The sequence below is a fragment of the Pedobacter sp. genome (assembly GCF_965227205.1).
Classification (GTDB): Bacteria; Bacteroidota; Bacteroidia; order Sphingobacteriales; family Sphingobacteriaceae; genus Pedobacter.
In genome coordinates, this window is sequence record NZ_OZ245727.1 from 3082534 (window position 1) to 3104225 (window position 21692).

22 protein-coding genes are annotated in these 21692 nt (G+C 34.6%); 7 read left to right on the top strand and 15 right to left on the bottom strand.

Annotated elements, in window-relative coordinates; genetic code table 11:
• Nucleotides 1-54: 54 nt before the first annotated feature.
• On the bottom strand, nt 55-1755 hold the full coding sequence (recJ, locus tag ACO05K_RS13140) for a single-stranded-DNA-specific exonuclease RecJ (RefSeq protein ID WP_421944887.1): 1701 nt from the start codon (nt 1753-1755) through the stop codon (nt 55-57).
• A gap of 124 nt (nt 1756-1879) precedes the next feature.
• Here recJ and ACO05K_RS13145 point away from each other — a divergent pair, with 124 nt between their 5' ends.
• Nucleotides 1880-2644 carry an MBL fold metallo-hydrolase gene (locus ACO05K_RS13145; protein WP_421944888.1) on the top strand — a complete coding sequence of 255 codons (765 nt, stop codon included), beginning with the start codon at nt 1880-1882 and terminating at the stop codon, nt 2642-2644.
• Nucleotides 2645-3167: 523 nt separating this feature from the next.
• On the opposite strand, the gene ACO05K_RS13150 is transcribed toward ACO05K_RS13145, so the two are convergent.
• Nucleotides 3168-3740 carry a YceI family protein gene (locus ACO05K_RS13150; RefSeq protein ID WP_421944889.1) on the bottom strand — a complete coding sequence of 191 codons (573 nt, stop codon included), beginning with the start codon at nt 3738-3740 and terminating at the stop codon, nt 3168-3170.
• A 364-nt stretch (nt 3741-4104) separates the two neighbouring features.
• On the opposite strand from ACO05K_RS13150, the gene ACO05K_RS13155 reads away from it, so the two are divergent.
• Nucleotides 4105-4467 carry a glyoxalase gene (locus ACO05K_RS13155; protein WP_421944890.1) on the top strand — a complete coding sequence of 121 codons (363 nt, stop codon included), beginning with the start codon at nt 4105-4107 and terminating at the stop codon, nt 4465-4467.
• 254 nt (nt 4468-4721) lie between these two features.
• On the opposite strand, the gene gcvP is transcribed toward ACO05K_RS13155, so the two are convergent.
• Both gcvP and ACO05K_RS13165 read right to left on the bottom strand, forming a co-directional pair.
• A complete protein-coding gene (gcvP, locus tag ACO05K_RS13160) occupies nt 4722-7598 on the bottom strand; it encodes an aminomethyl-transferring glycine dehydrogenase (protein WP_421944891.1) in 2877 nt (958 codons plus the stop codon).
• 168 nt (nt 7599-7766) lie between these two features.
• On the bottom strand, nt 7767-8021 hold the full coding sequence (locus ACO05K_RS13165) for a hypothetical protein (RefSeq protein WP_421944892.1): 255 nt from the start codon (nt 8019-8021) through the stop codon (nt 7767-7769).
• A 17-nt stretch (nt 8022-8038) separates the two neighbouring features.
• Here ACO05K_RS13165 and ACO05K_RS13170 point away from each other — a divergent pair, with 17 nt between their 5' ends.
• Nucleotides 8039-8887: a hypothetical protein gene (locus ACO05K_RS13170; protein WP_421944893.1), complete on the top strand. Its 849-nt coding sequence runs from the start codon at nt 8039-8041 to the stop codon at nt 8885-8887.
• Nucleotides 8888-8891: 4 nt separating this feature from the next.
• Here the strand turns inward: ACO05K_RS13170 and ACO05K_RS13175 are convergent, their stop codons facing one another.
• The 3 genes from ACO05K_RS13175 to ACO05K_RS13185 form a co-directional block, all read right to left on the bottom strand.
• A complete protein-coding gene (locus ACO05K_RS13175; RefSeq protein ID WP_421944894.1) occupies nt 8892-9455 on the bottom strand; it encodes a hypothetical protein in 564 nt (187 codons plus the stop codon).
• Nucleotides 9456-9574: 119 nt separating this feature from the next.
• Nucleotides 9575-10471, bottom strand: coding sequence for an EamA family transporter (locus ACO05K_RS13180; RefSeq protein WP_421944895.1), 897 nt, complete (start codon nt 10469-10471; stop codon nt 9575-9577).
• Nucleotides 10472-10533: 62 nt separating this feature from the next.
• Nucleotides 10534-11250: a pyridoxine 5'-phosphate synthase gene (locus ACO05K_RS13185; protein WP_421944896.1), complete on the bottom strand. Its 717-nt coding sequence runs from the start codon at nt 11248-11250 to the stop codon at nt 10534-10536.
• Between the two features lie 84 nt (nt 11251-11334).
• Between ACO05K_RS13185 and ACO05K_RS13190 the strand changes: the two genes are divergently transcribed.
• The 3 genes from ACO05K_RS13190 to ACO05K_RS13200 all read left to right on the top strand — a co-directional run bounded on the left by ACO05K_RS13190 (nt 11335) and on the right by ACO05K_RS13200 (nt 14514).
• Entirely contained in the window at nt 11335-12975 is a 1641-nt protein-coding gene (locus ACO05K_RS13190) for an ArnT family glycosyltransferase (RefSeq protein WP_421944897.1), read from the top strand.
• Between the two features lies 1 nt (nt 12976).
• The gene (locus ACO05K_RS13195; RefSeq protein WP_421944898.1) at nt 12977-13357 is read left to right on the top strand and encodes a GtrA family protein; all 381 of its coding nucleotides are present in this window, start codon (nt 12977-12979) and stop codon (nt 13355-13357) included.
• Between the two features lie 176 nt (nt 13358-13533).
• On the top strand, nt 13534-14514 hold the full coding sequence (locus ACO05K_RS13200; RefSeq protein ID WP_421944899.1) for a polysaccharide deacetylase family protein: 981 nt from the start codon (nt 13534-13536) through the stop codon (nt 14512-14514).
• 168 nt (nt 14515-14682) lie between these two features.
• Here the strand turns inward: ACO05K_RS13200 and ACO05K_RS13205 are convergent, their stop codons facing one another.
• From ACO05K_RS13205 to ACO05K_RS13235, 7 genes are all read right to left on the bottom strand, one after another.
• Nucleotides 14683-15009: a DUF6370 family protein gene (locus ACO05K_RS13205; RefSeq protein WP_421944900.1), complete on the bottom strand. Its 327-nt coding sequence runs from the start codon at nt 15007-15009 to the stop codon at nt 14683-14685.
• Nucleotides 15010-15447: 438 nt separating this feature from the next.
• Nucleotides 15448-16764, bottom strand: coding sequence for an adenosylhomocysteinase (ahcY, locus tag ACO05K_RS13210; RefSeq protein WP_421944901.1), 1317 nt, complete (start codon nt 16762-16764; stop codon nt 15448-15450).
• Nucleotides 16765-16992: 228 nt separating this feature from the next.
• Nucleotides 16993-18156, bottom strand: coding sequence for a hypothetical protein (locus ACO05K_RS13215; RefSeq protein ID WP_421944902.1), 1164 nt, complete (start codon nt 18154-18156; stop codon nt 16993-16995).
• 2 nt (nt 18157-18158) lie between these two features.
• Entirely contained in the window at nt 18159-18380 is a 222-nt protein-coding gene (locus ACO05K_RS13220; protein ID WP_421944903.1) for a hypothetical protein, read from the bottom strand.
• Between the two features lie 34 nt (nt 18381-18414).
• The gene (locus ACO05K_RS13225; protein WP_421944904.1) at nt 18415-18597 is read right to left on the bottom strand and encodes a hypothetical protein; all 183 of its coding nucleotides are present in this window, start codon (nt 18595-18597) and stop codon (nt 18415-18417) included.
• Nucleotides 18598-18622: 25 nt separating this feature from the next.
• Complete coding sequence (locus ACO05K_RS13230) at nt 18623-19597, bottom strand: hypothetical protein (RefSeq protein WP_421944905.1); 975 nt, start codon at nt 19595-19597, stop codon at nt 18623-18625.
• A gap of 205 nt (nt 19598-19802) precedes the next feature.
• Nucleotides 19803-20342: a hypothetical protein gene (locus tag ACO05K_RS13235; protein WP_421944906.1), complete on the bottom strand. Its 540-nt coding sequence runs from the start codon at nt 20340-20342 to the stop codon at nt 19803-19805.
• A 78-nt stretch (nt 20343-20420) separates the two neighbouring features.
• Here ACO05K_RS13235 and ACO05K_RS13240 point away from each other — a divergent pair, with 78 nt between their 5' ends.
• Complete coding sequence (locus ACO05K_RS13240; RefSeq protein ID WP_421944907.1) at nt 20421-20657, top strand: helix-turn-helix domain-containing protein; 237 nt, start codon at nt 20421-20423, stop codon at nt 20655-20657.
• Between the two features lie 168 nt (nt 20658-20825).
• Here the strand turns inward: ACO05K_RS13240 and ACO05K_RS13245 are convergent, their stop codons facing one another.
• On the bottom strand, nt 20826-21665 hold the full coding sequence (locus tag ACO05K_RS13245) for a hypothetical protein (RefSeq protein WP_421944908.1): 840 nt from the start codon (nt 21663-21665) through the stop codon (nt 20826-20828).
• Between the last annotated feature and the right edge of the window lie 27 nt (nt 21666-21692).

Here is a 21692-nt window from a genome sequence, read left to right on the forward strand (position 1 = left end):
GAGCTTGTCGAAACGTCCTTCGATAAACTCAGGATGACATCTTTTGTAGATTTATTAATTAACTTTTATTCCCTTAATATTTAATTGCAAACGTTTTTTATCACGCCACACATTTTCTTCCAAAGTATAACAAACAGAAAAAGGAACTTTTGGTTGTAAAAGTTTTTCAAATTCTGCAAGCCCGAAAGCAATGCCTTCAAAAATACTCGAATTTTGTTGCTTTATATTAATTTTTAAATGATTTGCGCCTACAACCGTTGCATATTGAGAAAGATAAACATTGTGAGTTACAAAAATTGGCGCCATGTTTTCTGGCCCAAAAGGCCCCATTTGTGCTAAAACCCGATAAAATTTGCCGTCGATTTGAGCCAAATCTATCTCTGCATCAATTCTTATCATTGGCGTTAGCAACTCATCAGTTATACTAGCCGAAACTATTTCTTCAAATTTATCTGCAAAAGCATTAACATTACTTTCCTGCATGGTTAAGCCTGCTGCAAATTTATGTCCACCGTATTGGTCGAGCAAATGTGCACAACCACTCAAAGCTTCGTACAAATCAAAACCAACAACAGAACGGCAAGAACCCGCTACATGTCCGTTTGATTTTGTAAGTACGATTGTTGGCCGATAATATTTCTCCGTTAAACGAGACGCAACAATTCCGATAACGCCCTTGTGCCAGGTTTCGTTAAAAACAACAGTCGTTTTTTTATTGATAAGTACTTCACTATCGCCTATCAAAGCCAAAGCTTCACGGGTAATATCCTGGTCGTAAGTTTTACGTTCGGTATTTTTTAGGTTAATCAATTCACTTTGCTCTGATGAATTTCCATCAGCCTGACAAAGCAACATGGCTACAGCATGTTTTGCATGGTCAATTCTACCAGCAGCATTAATCCGCGGACCTAAAGTAAAGACGACATCTGTAATGGTGTAATTTTCTGTTTTACCAGAAACTTCCATTAATGCTCTTAAACCTTCGCAAGGGTTAGTGTTTAGTTTTTGCAATCCGTAGTAAGCTAATATTCTGTTTTCGCCCACTACAGGAACAATATCTGCAGCAATACTAACCATTACCAAATCCAAATATTGCAAATATGTTTCTTGCGGAAGTTCGTACTGCTGCGCATAAGCCTGCGCCAGTTTGAAACCAATTCCACAGCCTGCAAGTTCTTTGAATGGATACTCGCAATCATTCCTTTTTGGGTCTAAAACGGCTAATGCTTTTGGCAATTCATTGCCTGGTAAGTGGTGGTCACAGATAATAAAATCAATTCCAAAAGTATTGGCATAATCAATTTTATCGATAGATTTTATACCACAATCTAACGCGATAATTAAGGTAAATCCATTGTCTTTAGCATAATCTATTCCTGCGGTAGAAATACCATAACCTTCCAGGTATCTATCTGGTATATAATATTCTATGTTTGAAGTTAGTTTAGAAAAAAAGCTGTAAGCAAGTGCTACAGAGGTTGTTCCATCTACATCATAATCGCCATATATTAAAATTTTCTCTTGATTATCAATTGCAACTTCAATTCTGGCAACTGCAACATCCATATCCTTCATTAAAAAAGGATTATGAAGATGCGCTAAATCTGGCCTGAAAAAATCTTTCGCCTCATCGAAACTACAAATGTTTCTTTGTACTAATATTTGCGCAAGCGACCTATCTATATTTAATTCTTCAGCAATTTTATTTATTGTATCATCATTACAATCTGATGCTTTTACCCATCTTTTTTCCATTTATTCTATTTCCGAACAGTAAATATACATTTTAATTGAATACTCTTACATAACTTAGACTTACTCGCAAAAACGAATAAACAAATAGATTGTTAACTTTGTGAAACATTAAAACTCTAACATTTTGCAAGTTCATACCTTATTTGAAGGCACCTATTCTGTAGATGCCACTAAGAAATTTATTCCTTTTGATGATGCCATTCATAGTTTTAAAGATAGACCGGCATCACTTTTCATTAACGTACAACCTTTTTTAGTTGAACTGAAAAATGATTTGATTCTTTTTGATACAGGCTTAGGTTTTAGTGATGACCATGGCGAATTGATTTTGCATAAAAACATCCGCAATGCAGGTTTCGACCCGACTGATGTAACGAAGGTTTTAATGTCGCATTTGCATTACGACCATTCTGGCGGAATGATTCACAAAATTGGCGATAAAACAGAAGTTAGTTTTCCTGATGCAGAATATGTAATTAATCGAGGTGAATGGGAAACAGCTTTTAGCAGCACTTCTAGCTCTTACCACACTGATATTTTTGAGTTTTTACAACGTAATGCACAATTGAAATTTGTAGAAGGAGATGGAAGTTTAGATGAAACCATTGCTTTTGAATTTACCGGCGCTCATTGTCCAAATCATCAGGTTTTTCTTTTAACTGAGGGCAATCAGAAAGTATTTTTTGGTGGCGATGTTTTACCAGAACCTAGCGAATTAATAAAAAACTTTATTGCTAAATACGATTTCGATGGTCGCTTGGCGATGGAGTTACGCAAAGGATTTGGCAAAAGAGCCGCAGCCGAAAACTGGGAATGTTTATTTTACCACAGCAAAAGAGAAGCTACTGGTTTTATTGATGAAGTTGATGGTGGATTTAAAATTAGGTAAGGTTGAGTTGGAAGTTAAAAGCCGAAAGCAAAAAGATTAAAGCTGAAAGATTATTGCGAAAACCCACAAACTTTAAATTTCATTGCCATCAATTTCAACTGACGGAAAATAAAGCGAGCAGGGCTTTAGCCAAAACTTCAATTTGCAACCTTTGTTTCTTGCAGTTCTGTTAGTTTCTAAACCCGACAGCAGCGAAAATACTTTTTGTTTGCAGCAACCTTGAATAAATTGTCACGAAAGAAATTTACAAAAAGATTGCAGCGAATGGCGGGAACAAATTTTAATAGTTTAACCAAAACTGCTTTCCAAAATCTAAAAAACTAAAAAGCTAGGTTTTACAGTTACCTATTTTTTACCATCTAAGAAATCTTAGGTCATCTAAGTTTATTGAAATGCTTATCAAAATCTTAGATGGACTTAGGTTACTTAGATGGTAAAACTAATTAACAAAAAAAGGTCTCGATTTGCCTCGAGACCTTTTTACCTTTAAAGCCCTCCCTTTCAGGGGAGGGTTGGGAGGGGTTTATTTTTTAGCTACTAATTTAACAGCTAATTCAAACTCATCGTTAATTGCTTTGTCGCCAATGCTATCGAAAAATGATTTTGAACCATATTTAATGTCATATTTAGTTCTATCAACAACGATTTTACCTGCTAAAGCAGAAACAGTACCATCAGCATTTACAGTTACAGTTGCAGGGAAACTTAATGGTTTAGTAATACCTTTAATAGTTAAGTTACCTGTTACAGTTGTACCAGCAACTTTAGTAATTACGAAAGTAGCTGTTGGGAATTTAGCTGTACCGAAGAAATCATCAGCTTTTAAGTGACCTTCTAATTTCGCGCTACCATCAGCATCTTTGATAGAGTTCATATCGATAGTAAAAGTACCACCTGTTACTTTTTTACCATCAACGTTTAAAGTACCTGATTGTAAAGCGATAGTTCCGTTATGAGAACCTGTTACTTTTTTACCAACCCAAGTAATGGTCGATTTTGCTGCATCTACAGTGTAAGCAACTGGTTTAATAGTTGTAAAAGCTGATAAAGACACAACTGCAACTAATAAAAAGATTGAAGAGATTTTTAATTTCATTTTCTGGTTTTTAAATTGTGATACAAAGATATATTAACGTTCGGTAATATGTTATTGACCTATGTTAAGATTTTAAAAATAATTTGAATTATTTAAAATCATTCTATTGACTGAAAAATATTACTGGGGTTTAATCTGAATCTTATTTTAAATGATTTGGAAAGCAATTGTGTTGTTATAATTAATGTTCGTCGGGCTTTCCATTAAATCTTTTTTGCGATTGTCATGCTGAGCCTGTCGAAACACTACAACAAAAAAGGATACCATTTCAATCCCGTTTAGTAAAAAAGTTTGTGCTACTATGTTGGGTTGCAAAATGTCTAGCTTTTATTTTCTTATATTAGTATACTCTAAAATACACGCCATGAAACAGAATGCAAAATCAATCCGCCCGTTTATCGGCGCTAAGGATTTCGAAATATCGAGAGCATTTTACAAAGATTTAGGTTTTGACGAAGTGAGCTTAGGCGAACAGATGTCACTCTTCAGCACAGATAAGATTTCCTTTTACTTACAAAAAGCATATGTTAAAGATTGGATTGATAATTCCATGATTTTTATTGAAGTAGGTAATGTGAATAATTTCTACAAAGACCTTTTAGCTTTAGATTTACCCGCTAAGTACAAAAATGTAAGGCTAACCCCGGTAAGAAATGAAAGTTGGGGAAGCGAATGTTTTTTACACGATCCCTCGGGAATCTTATGGCACTTTGGAGCTTTTTATTAGAGATTGAAATATAAAATCCTCACCCTTGCCCCCTCCAAAGGGGGATAGCAAAGTGCCAAATTAAAGCGAAATAAAGAAATGATACTTGGTTCGTGAAGACACAAACCAAGGCGTTTAAAGCAAAAAATCTGCAAGTTTTATGAAAATGAATTCATACAACTTGCAGATAAATTATCTTAATGAGATTGCTTCGTACCTCGCAATGACGGTATTGGCTTCGGCAAGGAAAAACCCTAAACCCTTTACCCTAAACCTTAAGGCACTATTTCTTCCAAATAACTCTCCACCGGTGGGCAAGCACAAATTAACGACCTATCGCCATGGCTATCGTTTACACGACCAACTGACGGCCAGAACTTACGCTCCAAAACGTAAGGTAATGGAAACGCAGCAGTTTGACGGCTGTAAGCATGCGCCCACTCATTTGCAGTAATTACTGAAACCGTGTGTGGTGCATTTTTTAATGGGTTATCAACTTTATCTAAAGTTCCATTTTCTACTTCAGTAATTTCGTTTTTAATGGCGATTAAAGCATCACAGAAACGGTCTAACTCATGTTTAGGCTCAGATTCAGTAGGCTCAACCATTAATGTTCCCGCAACCGGGAATGAAACCGTTGGTGCATGGAAACCGTAATCCATTAAACGTTTTGCAATATCAGTAACCTCAATTCCAAAAGCTTTGAAAGAACGGCAATCTAAAATCATCTCGTGTGCACAACGACCTTGAGCACCTGAATAAAGCACTGGGTAGTGTTGCTCTAAACGAGCTTTCATATAGTTTGCGTTTAAAATCGCATATTTTGTAGCGTTGGTTAATCCTTCAGCACCCATCATAGCGATGTAAGCGTGAGAAATAATCAAGATTGAAGCTGAACCCCATGGTGCAGATGAAACCGCAGAAATTGATTTTCCTTTATCAATATCAACTACAGCGTGACCAGGAAGATAAGGAACCAAATGTTTTGCAACACCAATCGGACCCATACCAGGACCACCACCACCGTGAGGAATACAGAAAGTTTTGTGTAAGTTTAAGTGGCAAACATCGGCACCGATATTAGCCGGGCTTGTTAAACCAACTTGCGCATTCATGTTTGCACCATCCATGTAAACTTGTCCGCCATTAGCGTGAATCGTTTCACAAATCTCGATAATGCTTTCTTCGAATACACCGTGAGTTGATGGATAAGTAACCATCAAACACGAAAGATTGTCTTTATGTAATTCTGCTTTTGCTTTTAAATCTTCAACATCGATGTTACCGTTTTCTAACGATTTTACCACAACGATTTTCATATCGGCCATTGCCGCAGAAGCAGGGTTTGTACCGTGAGCCGAAGCCGGAATTAATGCTACATTACGGTGGAAGTCGCCTCTATCCTGGTGATAAGCACGAATAACCATTAAACCTGCGTATTCGCCTTGAGCACCAGCATTTGGCTGTAAACTCATGGCAGCAAAACCAGTAATTTCACTTAACCATTTATCCAATTCGTTAAAAACCGAATAATAACCTAAAACCTGGTCGGCTGGTGCAAATGGGTGTACGCGACCGAAGTGAGACCAGGTTACCGGAATCATTTCTGCCGTTGCGTTTAATTTCATTGTACAGCTTCCCAAAGCAATCATCGAGTGGCAAAGCGATAAATCTTTTGCTTCTAACGATTTAATATAGCGCAACATTTCATGCTCTGAATGGTGCGAATTGAAAATCGGGTGTGTTAAATAATCAGATGTACGTTGTAAAGCCGATGGAATAACGGTTTCAACATTTTCTACCACTTCAACCTGGTCGGCTGCTACCGCTTTAACTTTAGCAAAAATTCTTGCGATTAAAGCAATGTCTTCGAAAGTTGTTGTTTCATCAATTGAAATTGTTGCAACATTACCAGTGTAGTTTAAGTTGATTTCGTTATCTAAACAACCAGAATGAATGCCACCTTTTAAATCGCCTAAATCGAAACGAATGGTGTCAAAATATGCTGAGTTTAATTGCTCGTAACCTAAACCTTTTAAAGTTGATGCTAAGCTTACCGCCAAACCATGTGTACGTTCTGCAATCGCTTTCAATCCTTTCGGGCCATGATAAGCCGCATAAAAACCAGCCATAATAGCCAATAATGCTTGTGCAGTACAAATATTTGAAGTTGCTTTATCTCTACGGATGTGTTGCTCGCGGGTTTGCAAAGCCATACGTAAAGCATAATCGCCATGGCTATCAATGGTTACACCAATAATACGACCTGGGATTGAACGTTTATATTCATCTTTAGTTGCAAAAAATGCGGCGTGTGGTCCACCAAAACCCATCGGAATACCGAAGCGTTGGGTTGTACCCACTACGATATCAGCGCCCCATTCGCCTGGAGGCGTTAATAAGGTTAAGCTTAAAATATCAGCTGCAACTGTTAATTTAATATTTTGGTTGTGAAGCTCCGAAGCGAAGTTTTTATAATCGAAAACCTCGCCATTACCTGCCGGATATTGAACAATCGCACCGAAGAAATCTTCAGTAGCAACAAAATCTAAATGACTTCCAATAACCAACTCAATACCGTAAGGATTAGCACGGGTTTTTAAAATATCTATCGTTTGTGCAAAAACCAATTCCGATACGAAATACTTTTTCGCAGCCTGATTTTTACGCGTACTGTATTGCATAAACATTGCTTCAGCCGCAGCCGTACCTTCATCTAAAAGTGAAGCATTAGCAATTTCCATTCCAGTTAAATCGATAACCATGGTTTGGAAATTTAACAAAGCCTGCAAACGACCTTGCGCAATCTCTGCCTGGTATGGCGTATATTGCGTGTACCATCCCGGATTTTCGAAAACGTTACGCAAAATTACACCTGGCGTAATCGTATCGTAATAACCCTGACCGATAAAGCTTTTGAAAACTTTATTTAACAATGAAGTTTGTTTCAAAGCACCAAGATATTCAGTTTCTGATTTCGCAGCAGGCAAATTTAAAGGCTGTTTTAACCTAATCGCCGTCGGAACAGTTTGTTCAATTAGCTCATCAATAGAATTTACGCCAACAGTTTGCAACATTTCAGCTGTATCTGCCTCATTTGGTGCAATATGACGATTTTGAAAATCTTCCTTGTAATGGATATTTAAGCTCATGCGGTATGAATAATAAATTTGCGTGCAAAGGTAGCAAAAACGATGTTGAATTTTGCTATGTATCAGTGTAAAAAAGGTGTCTTATTTACGTTTAAAAGCGACTAAAATAGTAGATTTTGCAAACAAGGATTAAGGCAAACGTTTATTCAATTTAATTAGAATAACCGATTATTTGGAAAGCAATGCTTTTGCTAAAATTAAAGTTTGTTCCCGCCATTCGCTACAATCTTTTAAAACAACTTCTACCCTGCTGAGGCACGAAGCATCTGTTTCATTTGTTGCAGATGCTTCGTGCCTCAGCAGCGCAGCATATCCAGGCTTGCTGCATTTTAAAAGTATTTTCGCTACTGTCGGGTTTAGAAAATTAAACCTGTACTCAAATCCCGGTTTAAACCCTTTCAAAGTTTTATATCTTTGAAACATTAATCGTTTAAGCTTACATGCCAAAATCAAATAATAAAGTTGCGCTTTTAGTTCATGCCTGCGACCGTTACGAGTTTCTTTACGAAGGTTTTGATTATGCATTTTCAAAAAACTGGGATTTTGAAATTCCCTGCAATTATTATTTTGCAACGGAAGTAAAAGATGCGACAATTAAAGGCTTTACAAACATAAAATCTGGTAAAGGCGAATGGGCAGATAGACTTGCAACTTTGCTTAGAAGCATCGAAGAAGAATATGTGCTCTATTTTCAGGAAGACATGTGGCTTAGCAAACCTGTAAATTCAACTTTTTTCAAAGAATTATTCGATTTTGCTGATAAAAATGATGCTCAACAAATAAAGCTTCACAGTTCTGATGTTTATACAACTAAACAAACCGATAATTTTATAGAGGGTTTTAATGTTTCGGAAGTGGATAACAAAGCTTCTCATTTTCTAATGTCGCACCAAATTACCCTTTGGAAAAAGGATTTTCTGCTGGCTCAACTTTATAAAAAAGAGCATCCTTGGAGAAACGAAAGAAAAGGAACAAAACGATTAAAAAAACTCAACCCGCTCATTCATCATATAGATTATTTCGCAGAAAACGGAGCAACAGAAATAAACTCAAACAAAAACCCGATAAAAAGAAGTGAATATTATGCGGTTTCTTTTAATAGTACGCTTAATTTCAATGCCGTTCGTTTTATAGAAGAACTGAAATCAGGCAATGCACAAGAAAAAAAATACGCACAAGAACTACAAAATCATTACGATAATGATTTAACGCATGATGGAAAACCTAAACCCAAGAAAGTAGACTTGTTTAAAAAATTTAAAACTTGGTTTTTGAATAGGAAGAAATAAAAACCTATTTCTGCACCTTCCAACCTTCATCCTTACTCAACTTAAGCTTATAAGTTTTGGTAATAAAGCTACTATTTTCACTTGCATTTTTATCAAATGGAGCAAAATCTGTATTTACTTTTTTAAGTGAAACAGTAACCTTTGCTGTACTAGAATTTACCTGAGAAAAATCAACTGGTTTTTCGTCCGAAAGCACATACTCAACAACTTTAACTGTTGCTTTATCTTCATCTTGCTTTAAAACCAAAGGACTCGCCTTCTCTGTTAATGTTATCTGGTAAACAAAACTTCTATCCTTCGAAAGGAATTTCTTATTGGCTTCTTTTAGGCTTAATGTAACCATTCCGGCACTTTCTAAAGTTTTGTATTTAGCTAAATCTTGTTTATCACTTTTGCTGCTAAACTTTATCTCCCCAAAGTTAAATCGTGTGGTTTTATATTCAGGGTTTGCCGTTAAATAATCAGTAATTACGCTACCTGCTTCTTCCTGGTTAATAGTGGTTTTGGTTTTACATCCGGCGAAGCCGATAATAAGAAAAGATAAAATATAAAGAATATGTTTTTTCATGTTTCTGATTTTGCTTTTTAAAGGTATTTATTTTTTTTAAAAGTCAGAGGTCTGAAGTCCGAAAGTTAGGTGACTGAAATAAAAATATTCTGGGTTTTGTACCTTATGCCTTAAACCTTCTACCCTTTTCCCCTTTTCAAATACTTCAAATTTGGCAGCACCATTGCCGATAAAATTACTGCAACTCCAACCCAACGTAAAAAAGAAACCTGCTCTTGCAAAACAAAACCAGCCATCATTACTGCAACAGGCAATTCTGCCGCACTTAAAATTGAGCTTAGAGCTGTGCCAATTCTTGGAACGCCTTCCGCATAAAACAAAGGTGGAATTACTGTCCCGAAAATCGCAATAATTAATCCCCATTTTAATAAACTACCGCTTAAAGCACCGTTAAATAAAAATGCTGGAGGAAATAGAATGAAAATCAAAATGCACGCTCCGGTAATCATTAAAGCGCTTTTCTTTAACGCTGGATATTCATTACCAATTCTTCCGCTTAACATTAAAAAGCCTGCGTAAGAAACAGCAGCCAATAAACCAAAACCAATTCCTGTAAAATTTAAACTTCCGATACTGGTTTCAACCATACCGCTTGCCAAAACTGTACCGCCTAAAACCAATAAAATTGCAACAAATTGTAATCCAGAAGGCTTCTTTTTGAATATTATAAATTCGAGCAAAATACTAATCCAGATAAACTGCATTAGTAAAATAATAGCCACAGAATTTGGAACAAGTTTAACACACTGGTAGTAAAACACGCTAACTAAACCTGTACAAGTACCAGCCAAAACCATTTTCCACCAAGGGGTTTTAAGTTCTATTTCTTTAGCTTTATATTTTGATGTTCTGCTTTGAAAGAAAAACAGAGTCCATAAAATTACAGCACCAAAAAAAGCCTGAGCGCCCGTTACATCACCCAAAGTGTAACCTTCATGATAAGCAAGTTTTACAAAAGTAGATAAGATGCCGAAACTACAGGCACCAAAAAAAACAAGGAGAATTCCTTTTAACATAGATAGAAGTTAAAAGCTGAAAGATTAAAGCTTTTAACTTTTTGCTTTAATCTTTCAGCTTGTTATGCCAGTTGTTGTAAATATTTTTGAACTGTTGTTTCCAAACCTAGGTAAAGCGCATCGCTTATTAAAGCATGACCGATTGAAACCTCAAGTAGACCCGGGATACTTTGAGCGAAATAATGTAGATTATGCAAATCCAAATCATGGCCTGCGTTAATACCTAAACCTAATTTATTTGCGTGGTGCGCCGCAGCAATATAATTCACAATAGCTTTTTCTCTATCGGCAAAATAATTATGCGCATAAGCCTCTGTGTAAAGTTCAATTCTGTTTGTTCCTGTTTCGGCTGCACCTTCAACCATATCAACTATTGGGTCAACAAAAATTGAAACTCTAATACCTTCCTTTTGAAAAACAGAAACCATTTCTTTCAAATAGTCTTTATGTTTTATTGTATCCCAACCGTGGTTTGAAGTAATCTGACCTTCGGCATCAGGAACTAAAGTAACTTGGGCAGGTTTGTTGGCTAAAACCAAATCGACAAATTTATCTTCTCGGCAATTACCTTCGATGTTAAATTCTGTAGCAATAACAGCTTTCAAATCGTAAACATCCTGATAACGAATGTGGCGTTCATCCGGGCGTGGATGCACCGTAATTCCCTGCGCACCAAAACGTTCACAATCTAATGCAACCTTAACTAAATCAGGATTATTACCACCACGACTGTTGCGTAGCGTAGCAATTTTATTGATGTTAACCGATAACTTTGTCATGCTGTAAAGATAGCGCTTTGCCTTTGTTTATCTCAAACTCTAAATAAATTTGACTTTTTTTTGCTCATATTTGTTCAAATCGTCATGAATTTAAAGGATACAACACTATACAAAATTTTAATTGCGATACTCGTAATCGTAAGCAGCTTCGCCCTTTTTAGTGGCGTTATGGAACCAGATGGAGCACTTTATGCTTCGATGGCAAAAAACATAATCATTTTTGAAGATTGGTTTAATCTTTATGGTCGCGGGGCGGATTGGCTTGACAAACCACATTTAACATTTTGGATTGCAGCTACTTCTTTTAAACTTTTTGGCATTTCAGCCTTTGCATATAAATTGCCAAATTTCTTATTTGGACTTCTTGGTGCATGGTATCTCTACAAACTCGCAAAAGACATTTACGATGGAAAAACCGGATTAATTAGTGCTGTAATTTTTCTCAGTGCATTACATATCGGTACTTCGACTTTTGATGTAAGGGCAGAAATTTACATCACAACTTTTACGCTGGCTTCAATTTACCATTATTACAAAGCGCAAAATCATTCATTTTGGCACATTGTGGCAGGTTCATTTTTTGCGGCTTGTGCAATTTTAATTAAAGGAATTTTTGTACTCATTCCTGTTTTTGCAGGTTTTATTATTTATTGGTTATTTACAAAACAATACAAACAGTTATGGCAACCGAAATGGTGGATAGCAATCGTTTTAATTTTTATTTTCATTACTCCAGAACTTTATTCGCTTTACACACAATTTGATTTACACCCAGAAAAAGTTGTGCTTAACAGAACTGGGGTTTCGGGTTTAAAATTTTTCTTTTGGGATAGCCAATTTGGCCGATTTTTTAACAGCGGACCGATAAAAGGAAAGGGCGATATTTCCTTCTTTTTACATACCACTCTCTGGGCGTTTCTGCCTTGGTCGGTATTATTATATGCAGCGGTAGTAAACCTGTTCAAAAAGAAAAACAGAGTTAATTTAGCTCCAGAAAGCATAATTATTTGGGCGAGTGCTACGGTTACGTTTTTAATTTTTTCATTATCTAAGTTTCAGCTGCCACATTATATTTTAATCATTTTTCCACAGTTTGCAATTATTACAGCGCTGTATTTACAGAAACTCGAAATCAAAGGATTAAAAGCTTTTCTAATTGTTCAGAATGTTATTTATGCTTTAGTTCTGATCCTACTTTCTGCTTTAGCTTATTTCTTTGGCTTTAACAATTATGTACTGGCGATTATCATTTTAGCCATCCTTTTCGTTTTAGCCTTTTGGCTTTTTCAAGGAATTAAAATTGAAACCATAATTGGTCGAAGTGTATTTCTTTCCGTTGGATTGATGATATTTCTTTTTGTATTCTTCTATCCTGCAGCCTTAAAATATCAATCTGGCAGTGAGGCCGGAACATGGCTAAAGAAAAACTATCCAACTGCGAAACCTGCTGTTTTAAATTATATCGATGCTTTTTCTTTTGATTTTTACGCTCCTGGAGAAGTTAAATATTTATGGAATTACGATGATTTAAATCACTATAAAGCCACAAAAGATTTAGTTATTTATGTTTCAGAAACTGAATTACCAAAATTAAAAACAACGTATAACGTTAAAGTATTGAATTCTTTTGAATACTTTCATATTTCTAAACTGACGCCAAAATTTTTAAATAAAAACACAAGAAACCAAGTGTTAGAGCACTTTTATTTGGTTAAAGTAGAATAGTATGGATTTATTTTTCCGCATTATAAAATTTGGATTGACCGGTCTTTTAGGCATGGCAATTGATTTTGGCGCAACCTGGTTGTTTAAGGAAAAAATAAAAATCAATAAATATATTGCCAATGCAATCGGTTTTACACTTGCTGTAACCAACAATTACCTTATTAACAGAATCTGGACTTTCCAAAGTACCAATGCACATTGGGGTGCAGAGTTTTTCAAATTTTTAGCGGTAAGTTTATTTGGTTTAGGCTTAAATACAGTAATTATTTACTTTTTTCACCAACGCAGAAATGGAATTAACTTTTATTTAGCAAAGTTCTTTGCCATTGTAATTGTATTTGTGTGGAATTTTTTAGCGAACATGTTATTTACATTTAGGTAACATTCTTGCCAATAAAATAGAATACAACAAGCCACACGAGGCCTTTAATTAAGAAGAATAAAAATCCAATTAATCCAACCCTTTTAAACCACAATTTTAATTTTTCTTTGTTCATGGCGCTGTTTGGTAAAGATAATTGATTTTGAATTAAATTAGAAAGATTTTAAATAAGGATTATGATTTTATCTAAAGTGTTACGCTCAACAATTTATTTAATTCTATTGAGTTCGGTTGGTGTTTACGCTCAAAGCTTCGATGCAATTAAGCGCTACAAGGTAAATTTTGCACTCGCTGTTAAATCAAACCAAAAGTTGATAGCCTTGAGAAGCTTTGTAAACAACAATCAGAATTACTTGTTATTGGTTGACCCGAAAAATCTGGAAACTAAAGTTGATTTAGCCAACAACTATTCAGTAAGCAGTTTAGCATACTCAAACGTATTAGCACTTTTTAAAAATACAGCTTATGTAAAGGCATTGGAAGCAGCTTTTTCAACAGATGCTCAACTTCAAAATGCAGGAATAGACTATTCGATTCCGAATGAAGCAGGCATTACTTTAACCATCGATTTATGTCCATCGCATAAACCATTAGATAGAGTTATTTTTCAATCTGTTTTTAATGAATTTAAAAATATAGAGCAACCTGCGCCACTTGCTGTGTCTGTATCTGGCAAATGGATGTTAAAACATTTAGATGATTTAAACTGGTTGAAAAGCCTTGTCAGTCAGAAGGAATTAGCAATTACCTGGGTAAATCATTCTTACAATCACGAAGTAAATAATTTGCCATTGGCCGAGAATTTTCTACTTTCTCCAGGTACTAATTTAGATACTGAAGTTTTAGAAAATGAAAAACTGATGCTTAAAAATGGATTGACTCCTTCCGTATTTTTTCGTTTTCCGGGTTTGGTTTCAGATAAATCGATTGTTCGAAAAATTGAAGAATATGGATTGATACCAATTGGTTCGGATGCGTGGTTGGCTAAAGGTCAGCAAGCCAATGCAGGCAGTATTGTTCTTATTCACGGTAATGGCAATGAAGAAATTGGCGTGAAAGATTTTATTCAATTGCTAAAAACAAAGCAAAGTGATGTTAAGAATAAACAGTGGCTTCTATTTGATTTAAGACAGGGGTTGGAAAAAGAATTTGAATAGTTTTCCGTTTAACCGCAAAGAACTCAGAGAGAAAGACGCAAAGAAAAATTAAGCAAGGCACCAAACTTAAGCCATTTTACAAAATGTAGGGTAAGTAAATAATTACCATATGCTTACAAAATAAGCTTTGCGTCTCTTTGCGAAAAACTCTTCGCCCTTTGCGGTTAACTACTTCTTATTTGGCAACAGCTTTATTTCTTTTGCTTTGAAACGATTATTCACGATTTCGCCAGTAACTTCAGCTTTATTGATTGCATTGCAGAAACCATGTTCTCCATGTGCATCGCCAAAATCATCAATGTTTTTTCCATCAACGAAATAAGGTTTGCCATCAATTCTAACGGCTAAATCACAATCTTTACCTTTCATTTTAAACTGACATTCGCCGCATGCAATTTCTACAGTTTGTTTGATAATTTCTTTCTTAGGTGCAGTTTGGGCATTTGTATTTACAGCAAATACTGTAATAAATAGGGCAAAGAATAAATTTTTCATTCTATATTTTTCTCAAATTTAGGTTTTTGGTTGCAAAAGTATTACTGTATTTTGTAAAATAAACCTGATGGAAACGAACACGGATCCCGATATTTCATCGGGAGAAGTAAAGTGTACAGCAGGGCTGAAATTGCCGAAGAATTACTGAATCTTCGTTTTCAAAATCTTTTTTTTTGCCACGGAAACACAGAAGGCACGGAATTTAAAATCTTTCGACAACTTTAAAGAGATTAAGGAGATTAAATGAATGCTTAAGTAAAACTTTGGCCATATAAATTAAGCCCATGAACTTAGATGAACCTTAGATGTCTTAGATGGTAAAATTTCTTGACTAAGAAAAAAGGGATATGCAATTTGCACATCCCTTTTGGCAACTCATTATGAGATTGCTTCCCCGAATGGTCGGGGCAAGCTGTTCCTCGCAATGACGAGAAGCGATTAGTAACGATATTCGTCTGATTTGAATGGGCCTTCAACCGGAACGCCAATGTAATCAGCTTGGTGTTGGTCTAAAATATCTAACTCTACACCGATTTTTTCTAAGTGTAAACGAGCAACTTTTTCATCTAAATACTTAGGTAAAACATAAACTTTGTTTTCGTATTTATCTGTGTTAGTCCAAAGTTCTAATTGCGCTAAAGTTTGGTTAGTGAATGAGTTACTCATTACGAAACTTGGGTGGCCAGTTGCACAACCTAAGTTTACTAAACGACCTTCAGCCAATAAAATGATGTCTTTACCTTCGATAGTATATTTATCTACCTGAGGTTTGATTTCTACCTTAGTTGAACCGTATTTTTCGTTTAACCAGGCAACATCGATTTCGTTATCGAAGTGACCAATGTTACAAACGATAGCTTTATCTTTCATAGCTAAGAAATGCTCGCCACGAACGATATCACGGTTACCAGTTGTAGTTACAATAATATCGGCTTCTTTAACCGCTGTAGCGAATTTTTTAACTTCGTAACCTTCCATTGCTGCCTGTAATGCACAAATTGGGTCAATTTCAGTAACGATTACACGTACACCTTGTGAGCTTAAAGATTCTGCAGATCCTTTACCAACATCGCCATAGCCGCAAACAACAGCTACTTTACCAGCCATCATTACGTCAGTTGCACGACGAATCGCATCAACTAAAGATTCGCGACATCCGTATTTGTTATCGAACTTAGATTTAGTTACAGAATCGTTAACGTTAATTGCAGGCAAGTGCAATGTTCCGTTTTTCATTCTTTCGTATAAACGGTGTACACCAGTAGTAGTTTCTTCTGATAAACCTTTAATTGCAGCAATTAACTCAGGGTATTTATCAAAAACCATGTTAGTTAAATCGCCACCATCATCTAAAATCATATTTAATGGTTGTTGCTCCGGACCGAAGTGTAAAGTTTGTTCGATACACCAATCAAACTCCTCTTCGTTTAAGCCTTTCCAAGCGTAAACCTGAATACCAGCAGCAGCGATTGCAGCAGCAGCGTGATCTTGAGTTGAGAAAATATTACATGATGACCAGGTAACTTCTGCACCTAAAGCCACTAATGTTTCGATTAATACAGCCGTTTGGATAGTCATGTGCAGACAACCTGCAATACGAGCACCTTTTAACGGTTGCGTTGGACCGAATTCTTTACGTAAACTCATTAAACCTGGCATTTCTGCTTCGGCTAATTCGATTTCTTTACGGCCCCATTCTGCCAGTGAAATGTCCTTAACTTTGTAAGGGATGTAAGTTGTCTCTACTGATGACATATTATTGTTTTTTAAGTATTTAATAATCAATCGATTAAAAGTATATTCAGATAATAAGTGCATGCTATTTGCACACTTACTATAACGCTCAATTAATTCCGTCTGCAAAAATACATAATTAGTATGCCAAAACCCAAAGCTTCAGCATTAATAAATTAAACTATGACAGTGTTTTTTCTTAAATTCTTTCTGAGTAGCAGGAATGGATTCTATTCATATAGCTACCTCTTAGACAATCACATCTTTGGACTCAGTATTTGATTCAGCATCTTCCTTTTCAGAAGTTGAATATTTTGCAATTAAATAAATAGCAATTATTAACTCAATAACCACTAGCCAAAGAGGTAAAACGTTGCCTATCCAAAGCACCCAAAATACAGAAGTAACCGCAGATAACATTTGACCAACCCATTCATTATTTTTGCGTTCTCTTACGTTAAATATGGATAATAAGAGACGAAAATTAGTAAGACCTACAAATGACCAGCAAAGAAATCCGAGTTTATCCCAAAACCCAATAATTCCAAATTTAGATAAGTCAAACCACAAAGACGAGATTAATAAAATGTAACATACGAAAAATGAAATATTGAGAATTAAACCGAAAATTTTAGGAGAGCTAACTTCAACAACTTCTTTATATACATAAGAAAAATTAATATTTACTACATTTTTGTATGGAATCGAAAATGTTGCGCCTGGAATCTCCCTTTTTTCCACTTTAACAGTATTTCCAACTTCATCCTTTATTTGTTTAAGGACTTTAGCATTAGTGAGAAAAATATTTTCCAAATTATTATCGTCTTTGTTTATTGTATATTGAGATAATATTCCAGAGTACAACTTCGTACCACCAGCAAATTCGCAAAGCACATCTACCACTGTAAACTCCAAATTTCTATGACTATCCTTATTATAAAGTATCCTACCGCCATGAATGTAGTAATACCAATAATTTTTAAATCGCAAAACAGAGAACCTGACATCTAACTTAAGTATCCTTACAAGCCAATGTAACATAAAGCCAAAAAAACAGGCAAAGGAATAGATTAAAACTATAATTATAAGAAGATCCTTATAAGTTTTGTCTAGAATTTTCTTTTGAGGTATTTTATTGTCCGCAATTGGCCCCGCTAACTGACTAATTGTATCATAACCTAAGCTACTCAAAACTTTTAGTTCAGTAACTGATCGGAAAAAATAAATTGATAAAGCAGTGAATCCTAAAGTTAAAGCGCTAAAAAATAAGTTCCATAGTAGTTTATCAAATTCATTTGATTGGCTGAATTGCTTCGTAAATTCTCCACGATAGTAAAATTTTCGAAATAGAAAGCCCGGGAATATAGCCATCATCACGGCTAATAGAGTATTAAGAGCTAATTGAAGTTCCAATTTTAGGCCTCAACAAAGAACTTAATATCCTCACCATCTACCTTCAATACGATCTCGCCATTTTTTCTATTATTAATGATTTTTTTCGAAATTTCGTTTCTGTTTTCAACAACACTTAAAATTTCCTTTGCTTCATCACTTATTAATGGCTCATCTGTTCTGAATTGGCTAAACATATTCAAAGCTACTCGGTATAAATTATCGATTGCAGTATTTTTATTCATACAGCTAGATTTAAAAGAATGAAAATTAAATTAACTATAGGGAGATCATGTTTCCGTGAATGACCATAGTCTTACCGTCAAGGATTTTTTCGATATCCTTTGCAATTACTTTGCGCTCTTCATTCTCCTTTTCAATTTCGGACGAACGCAATTTTTCAACGAATTTTGAATAAAAGTCGTTGTAGCTTACTCTACGTTTTTTTATCGTCGTTTTCATAATAACAAAATTAAATATAATTTAATTAATAACTGTCATGGTGTTTTACTATTGTATTTCCTGCTACATATCTAAATCCATCATCATCTATAACTGCTAACTTTATAACACCCCCTACTGTCGGAATGTTTTCCGTATATTTCTGAAGATCAATTTCAATCTTCATAAGTAAATTAGCTAAATCTACAGCCTGTTGCAAACTTAAACCTGTTAATTTATTTATTTTGGCCTCCGCACGCATCTGCTCACTTATAATATTTTCATCTTCCAAAATAGTAATCCAATATTCTTGATCCACTTTCTCATCTGGAATCTTGAAGTCTTTTGCAACACGCATAACAATTTTAGGTATTAAATCGAATGCTGCGTTAAAATCACCAAACAAAATTCTTTCAGCCATCCGGTTTTGCCCATCGCAAACGACCTTAATGTGATCTGGAACGACATCAGCTTCTACTACTTCAAAACCTTCCTCGTCAAAATCTTCTTTTATAGCAGATTTCACAATTAATTTATACACAGTTGTTTTATTGTTCCCCGGTGCATAAAATGTTATTAGTAAGATAGTCTCACTTATCCTTGCGTTTTTCAAAAAATATTTCTTTACTTCCTGAGAAATGAAACCTTTCAATTTATCTAATTTATCTTTGATATTTTTATCTGTATTTCTCCCAGCTGGCTTTAATTTACGAATTGCCTCAAGAATAAGTTTTTTAATTCTTTTATTATTAATACTTGCAGACCCCGCTGTTGTAATTGCAGTAAACTTATCATACATATATAACTTATCTTCATAATCTTTAGTATATGACGGTTTTACTTTAAATAACCTAGCAATATCTTTTGCTTCAAGAGACACACCGTTTGTGTTGTTTTTTTTTTGATCTATAAGATAGCGCTGAAACGTTCCGTAATCTAGAACTGGTTGTGACGTGGTTACTAAGGAGTCAGCGATTATTGCAACTCCTTCTTTAGCGATTACACTGGCGATGAAAGTCATTGTTGAGAGTTAATTTTATTCTAAAAATAAAATATTAAATTTATTTACCAAAATAAAGATGCCGTTTATCAGATCTGTTACACTTTAAATTAGATTGATGCTCACAAACAATCAAAAATAGCAAGTATACATATCTATGATTTCGATCAATTAATAAAGAACATAAATTGTCGAAGAACAACTCTTTTACAAGGAGTAATTATATCTAATAACTTAAAATTCCATATTCCATAAGTTGTAATTCTTCTGAAAAAATAAAAAAATAATTCACTAATATTAACGCATTGAAATTATTCCTAGTTCGAAACTTATGCTCGATGTAGTAGTTTTTAAATTGCGGTTTGAAACCCTGGATATCTATTTCTCTCTTTTTGATAATACTATCCAATGAGTTCGTTACTTTTTTTAACTCACTTTCTTTCGAAGAAATAAGAGCCTCATCTGCTTTTAGTCCGAACTCACTTAAATTTCGCTTATTCATCTCATCATCAATTTGTTTAGCTAAATATTTTTTCTGACTACTAAATGCTATCAACAAAGTCTGATATTTTTTCTCGCTATCATTTATGCTTGTATTCTGAATTTTCAAATCACCCCAAGAAACACCGGTGTAGCTACTTGGATTATTAAGATTCTGCTTCAACGTTTTTAATGCTGTGGCTTTAATTACAGCTAATTTATTTGGCTTTTGCTGACTAAATAACCAAAAAGGAGAGAAAACAAATAATACTAGTATTTTTTTCATAAGATATTTTTATACAAAAATATCAAAATATAGGATATATACCATAACATAGAACTCTAATTTCATGCAGTTTGCAGCGTGAATAAATCTCGCAATAATGGATATCTAAAGGCTTTTGGGGAAAATCTACGATCTATAAGGAAATCTAAAGCATTATCTATGGAAAAACTTGCTTTAATTGCCAATATCGAATATTCGCAAATCTTTGATATTGAACATGGCAAAATAAACACTACTATTTCTACTATATATCTATTGGCAAAGGCTTTGAACATAAAACCATCTGAACTATTTTCATTCAGCTATTCAGATTAGAATAGCTGTCCGAAAAGTCCAAAAGTCTTTTACGGAGTCGGAAAAATCGGATTCTGAATATCATTTGTTCATTTAATAGTCAGAATTGTCAGGTTTATTGATTTAAATAAAAAAGTATAGACATTCCCACCCTTTATTATTTAGGTGGAGATGTCTACACTTTTTTGATTAGAGAGATTTAACTTCCTCTAAAATCGATTCTGATAACTGCTTTTTTATCTTCAACAAACCTTGTTTGTCTATTAAAGTATTGAAGGCCTTTAGCTTACGACTTTTGGTACGTCTATCAAACTTTTGAAAAAGGCTTCTATCATTTATTTCCCTAAAAATTCTTTTGGAATTGATTGACAATCTATCATAATTAAAATCATCATTGAATGTAATGTTATTAACCATATCAGATAGTATTTCTGAACAAGCTACCCAAATTTTCTTATCTAAAAAATCACAAAGATAAACATGCGCATTAAATCTGGAACGCATTTTATTTATATGACTTTCTAATCTTAAGACATTTCGACCTTTATTTTCTTGCATCCCCTTATCATAAATCTTGATTCTATGTTCAGAAAATGGACATACAACCATTCGTCCAGGACTATCAAAGGCTCGTTCAAAAAAATCTTTGGACCTATAGCAAAGTACGTGACCAATAACCTTATGAACTGGCAAATTAATCTTCAGATTCAATCCAATTTCTAAGTTATGAATGCGTAATTTAAAAACATCCAAATTGAAGATTTCTTTGAAATAATTTATTACATATCCAACTGCTTCAAATCCAAAAGTGTTATAATTATGAGTGAGATCATACGAGATAAAGTTGTAGAATTTATGAAGGCTTCCTTTGAAAATTATTTTCCCATTAGGATAAATTATTATAATTAATGGCCCATGCTTGCATCGATATCTTAAAATCGTCCCTGTTCTCAAACATATATGTTGCTCAAAATTGTATTTATTTTCAGAAATCAAAAGCTTGGCGCACGCAGGATCAATGATTGCCATATTTACGTAGTCCACCATAACTTCATC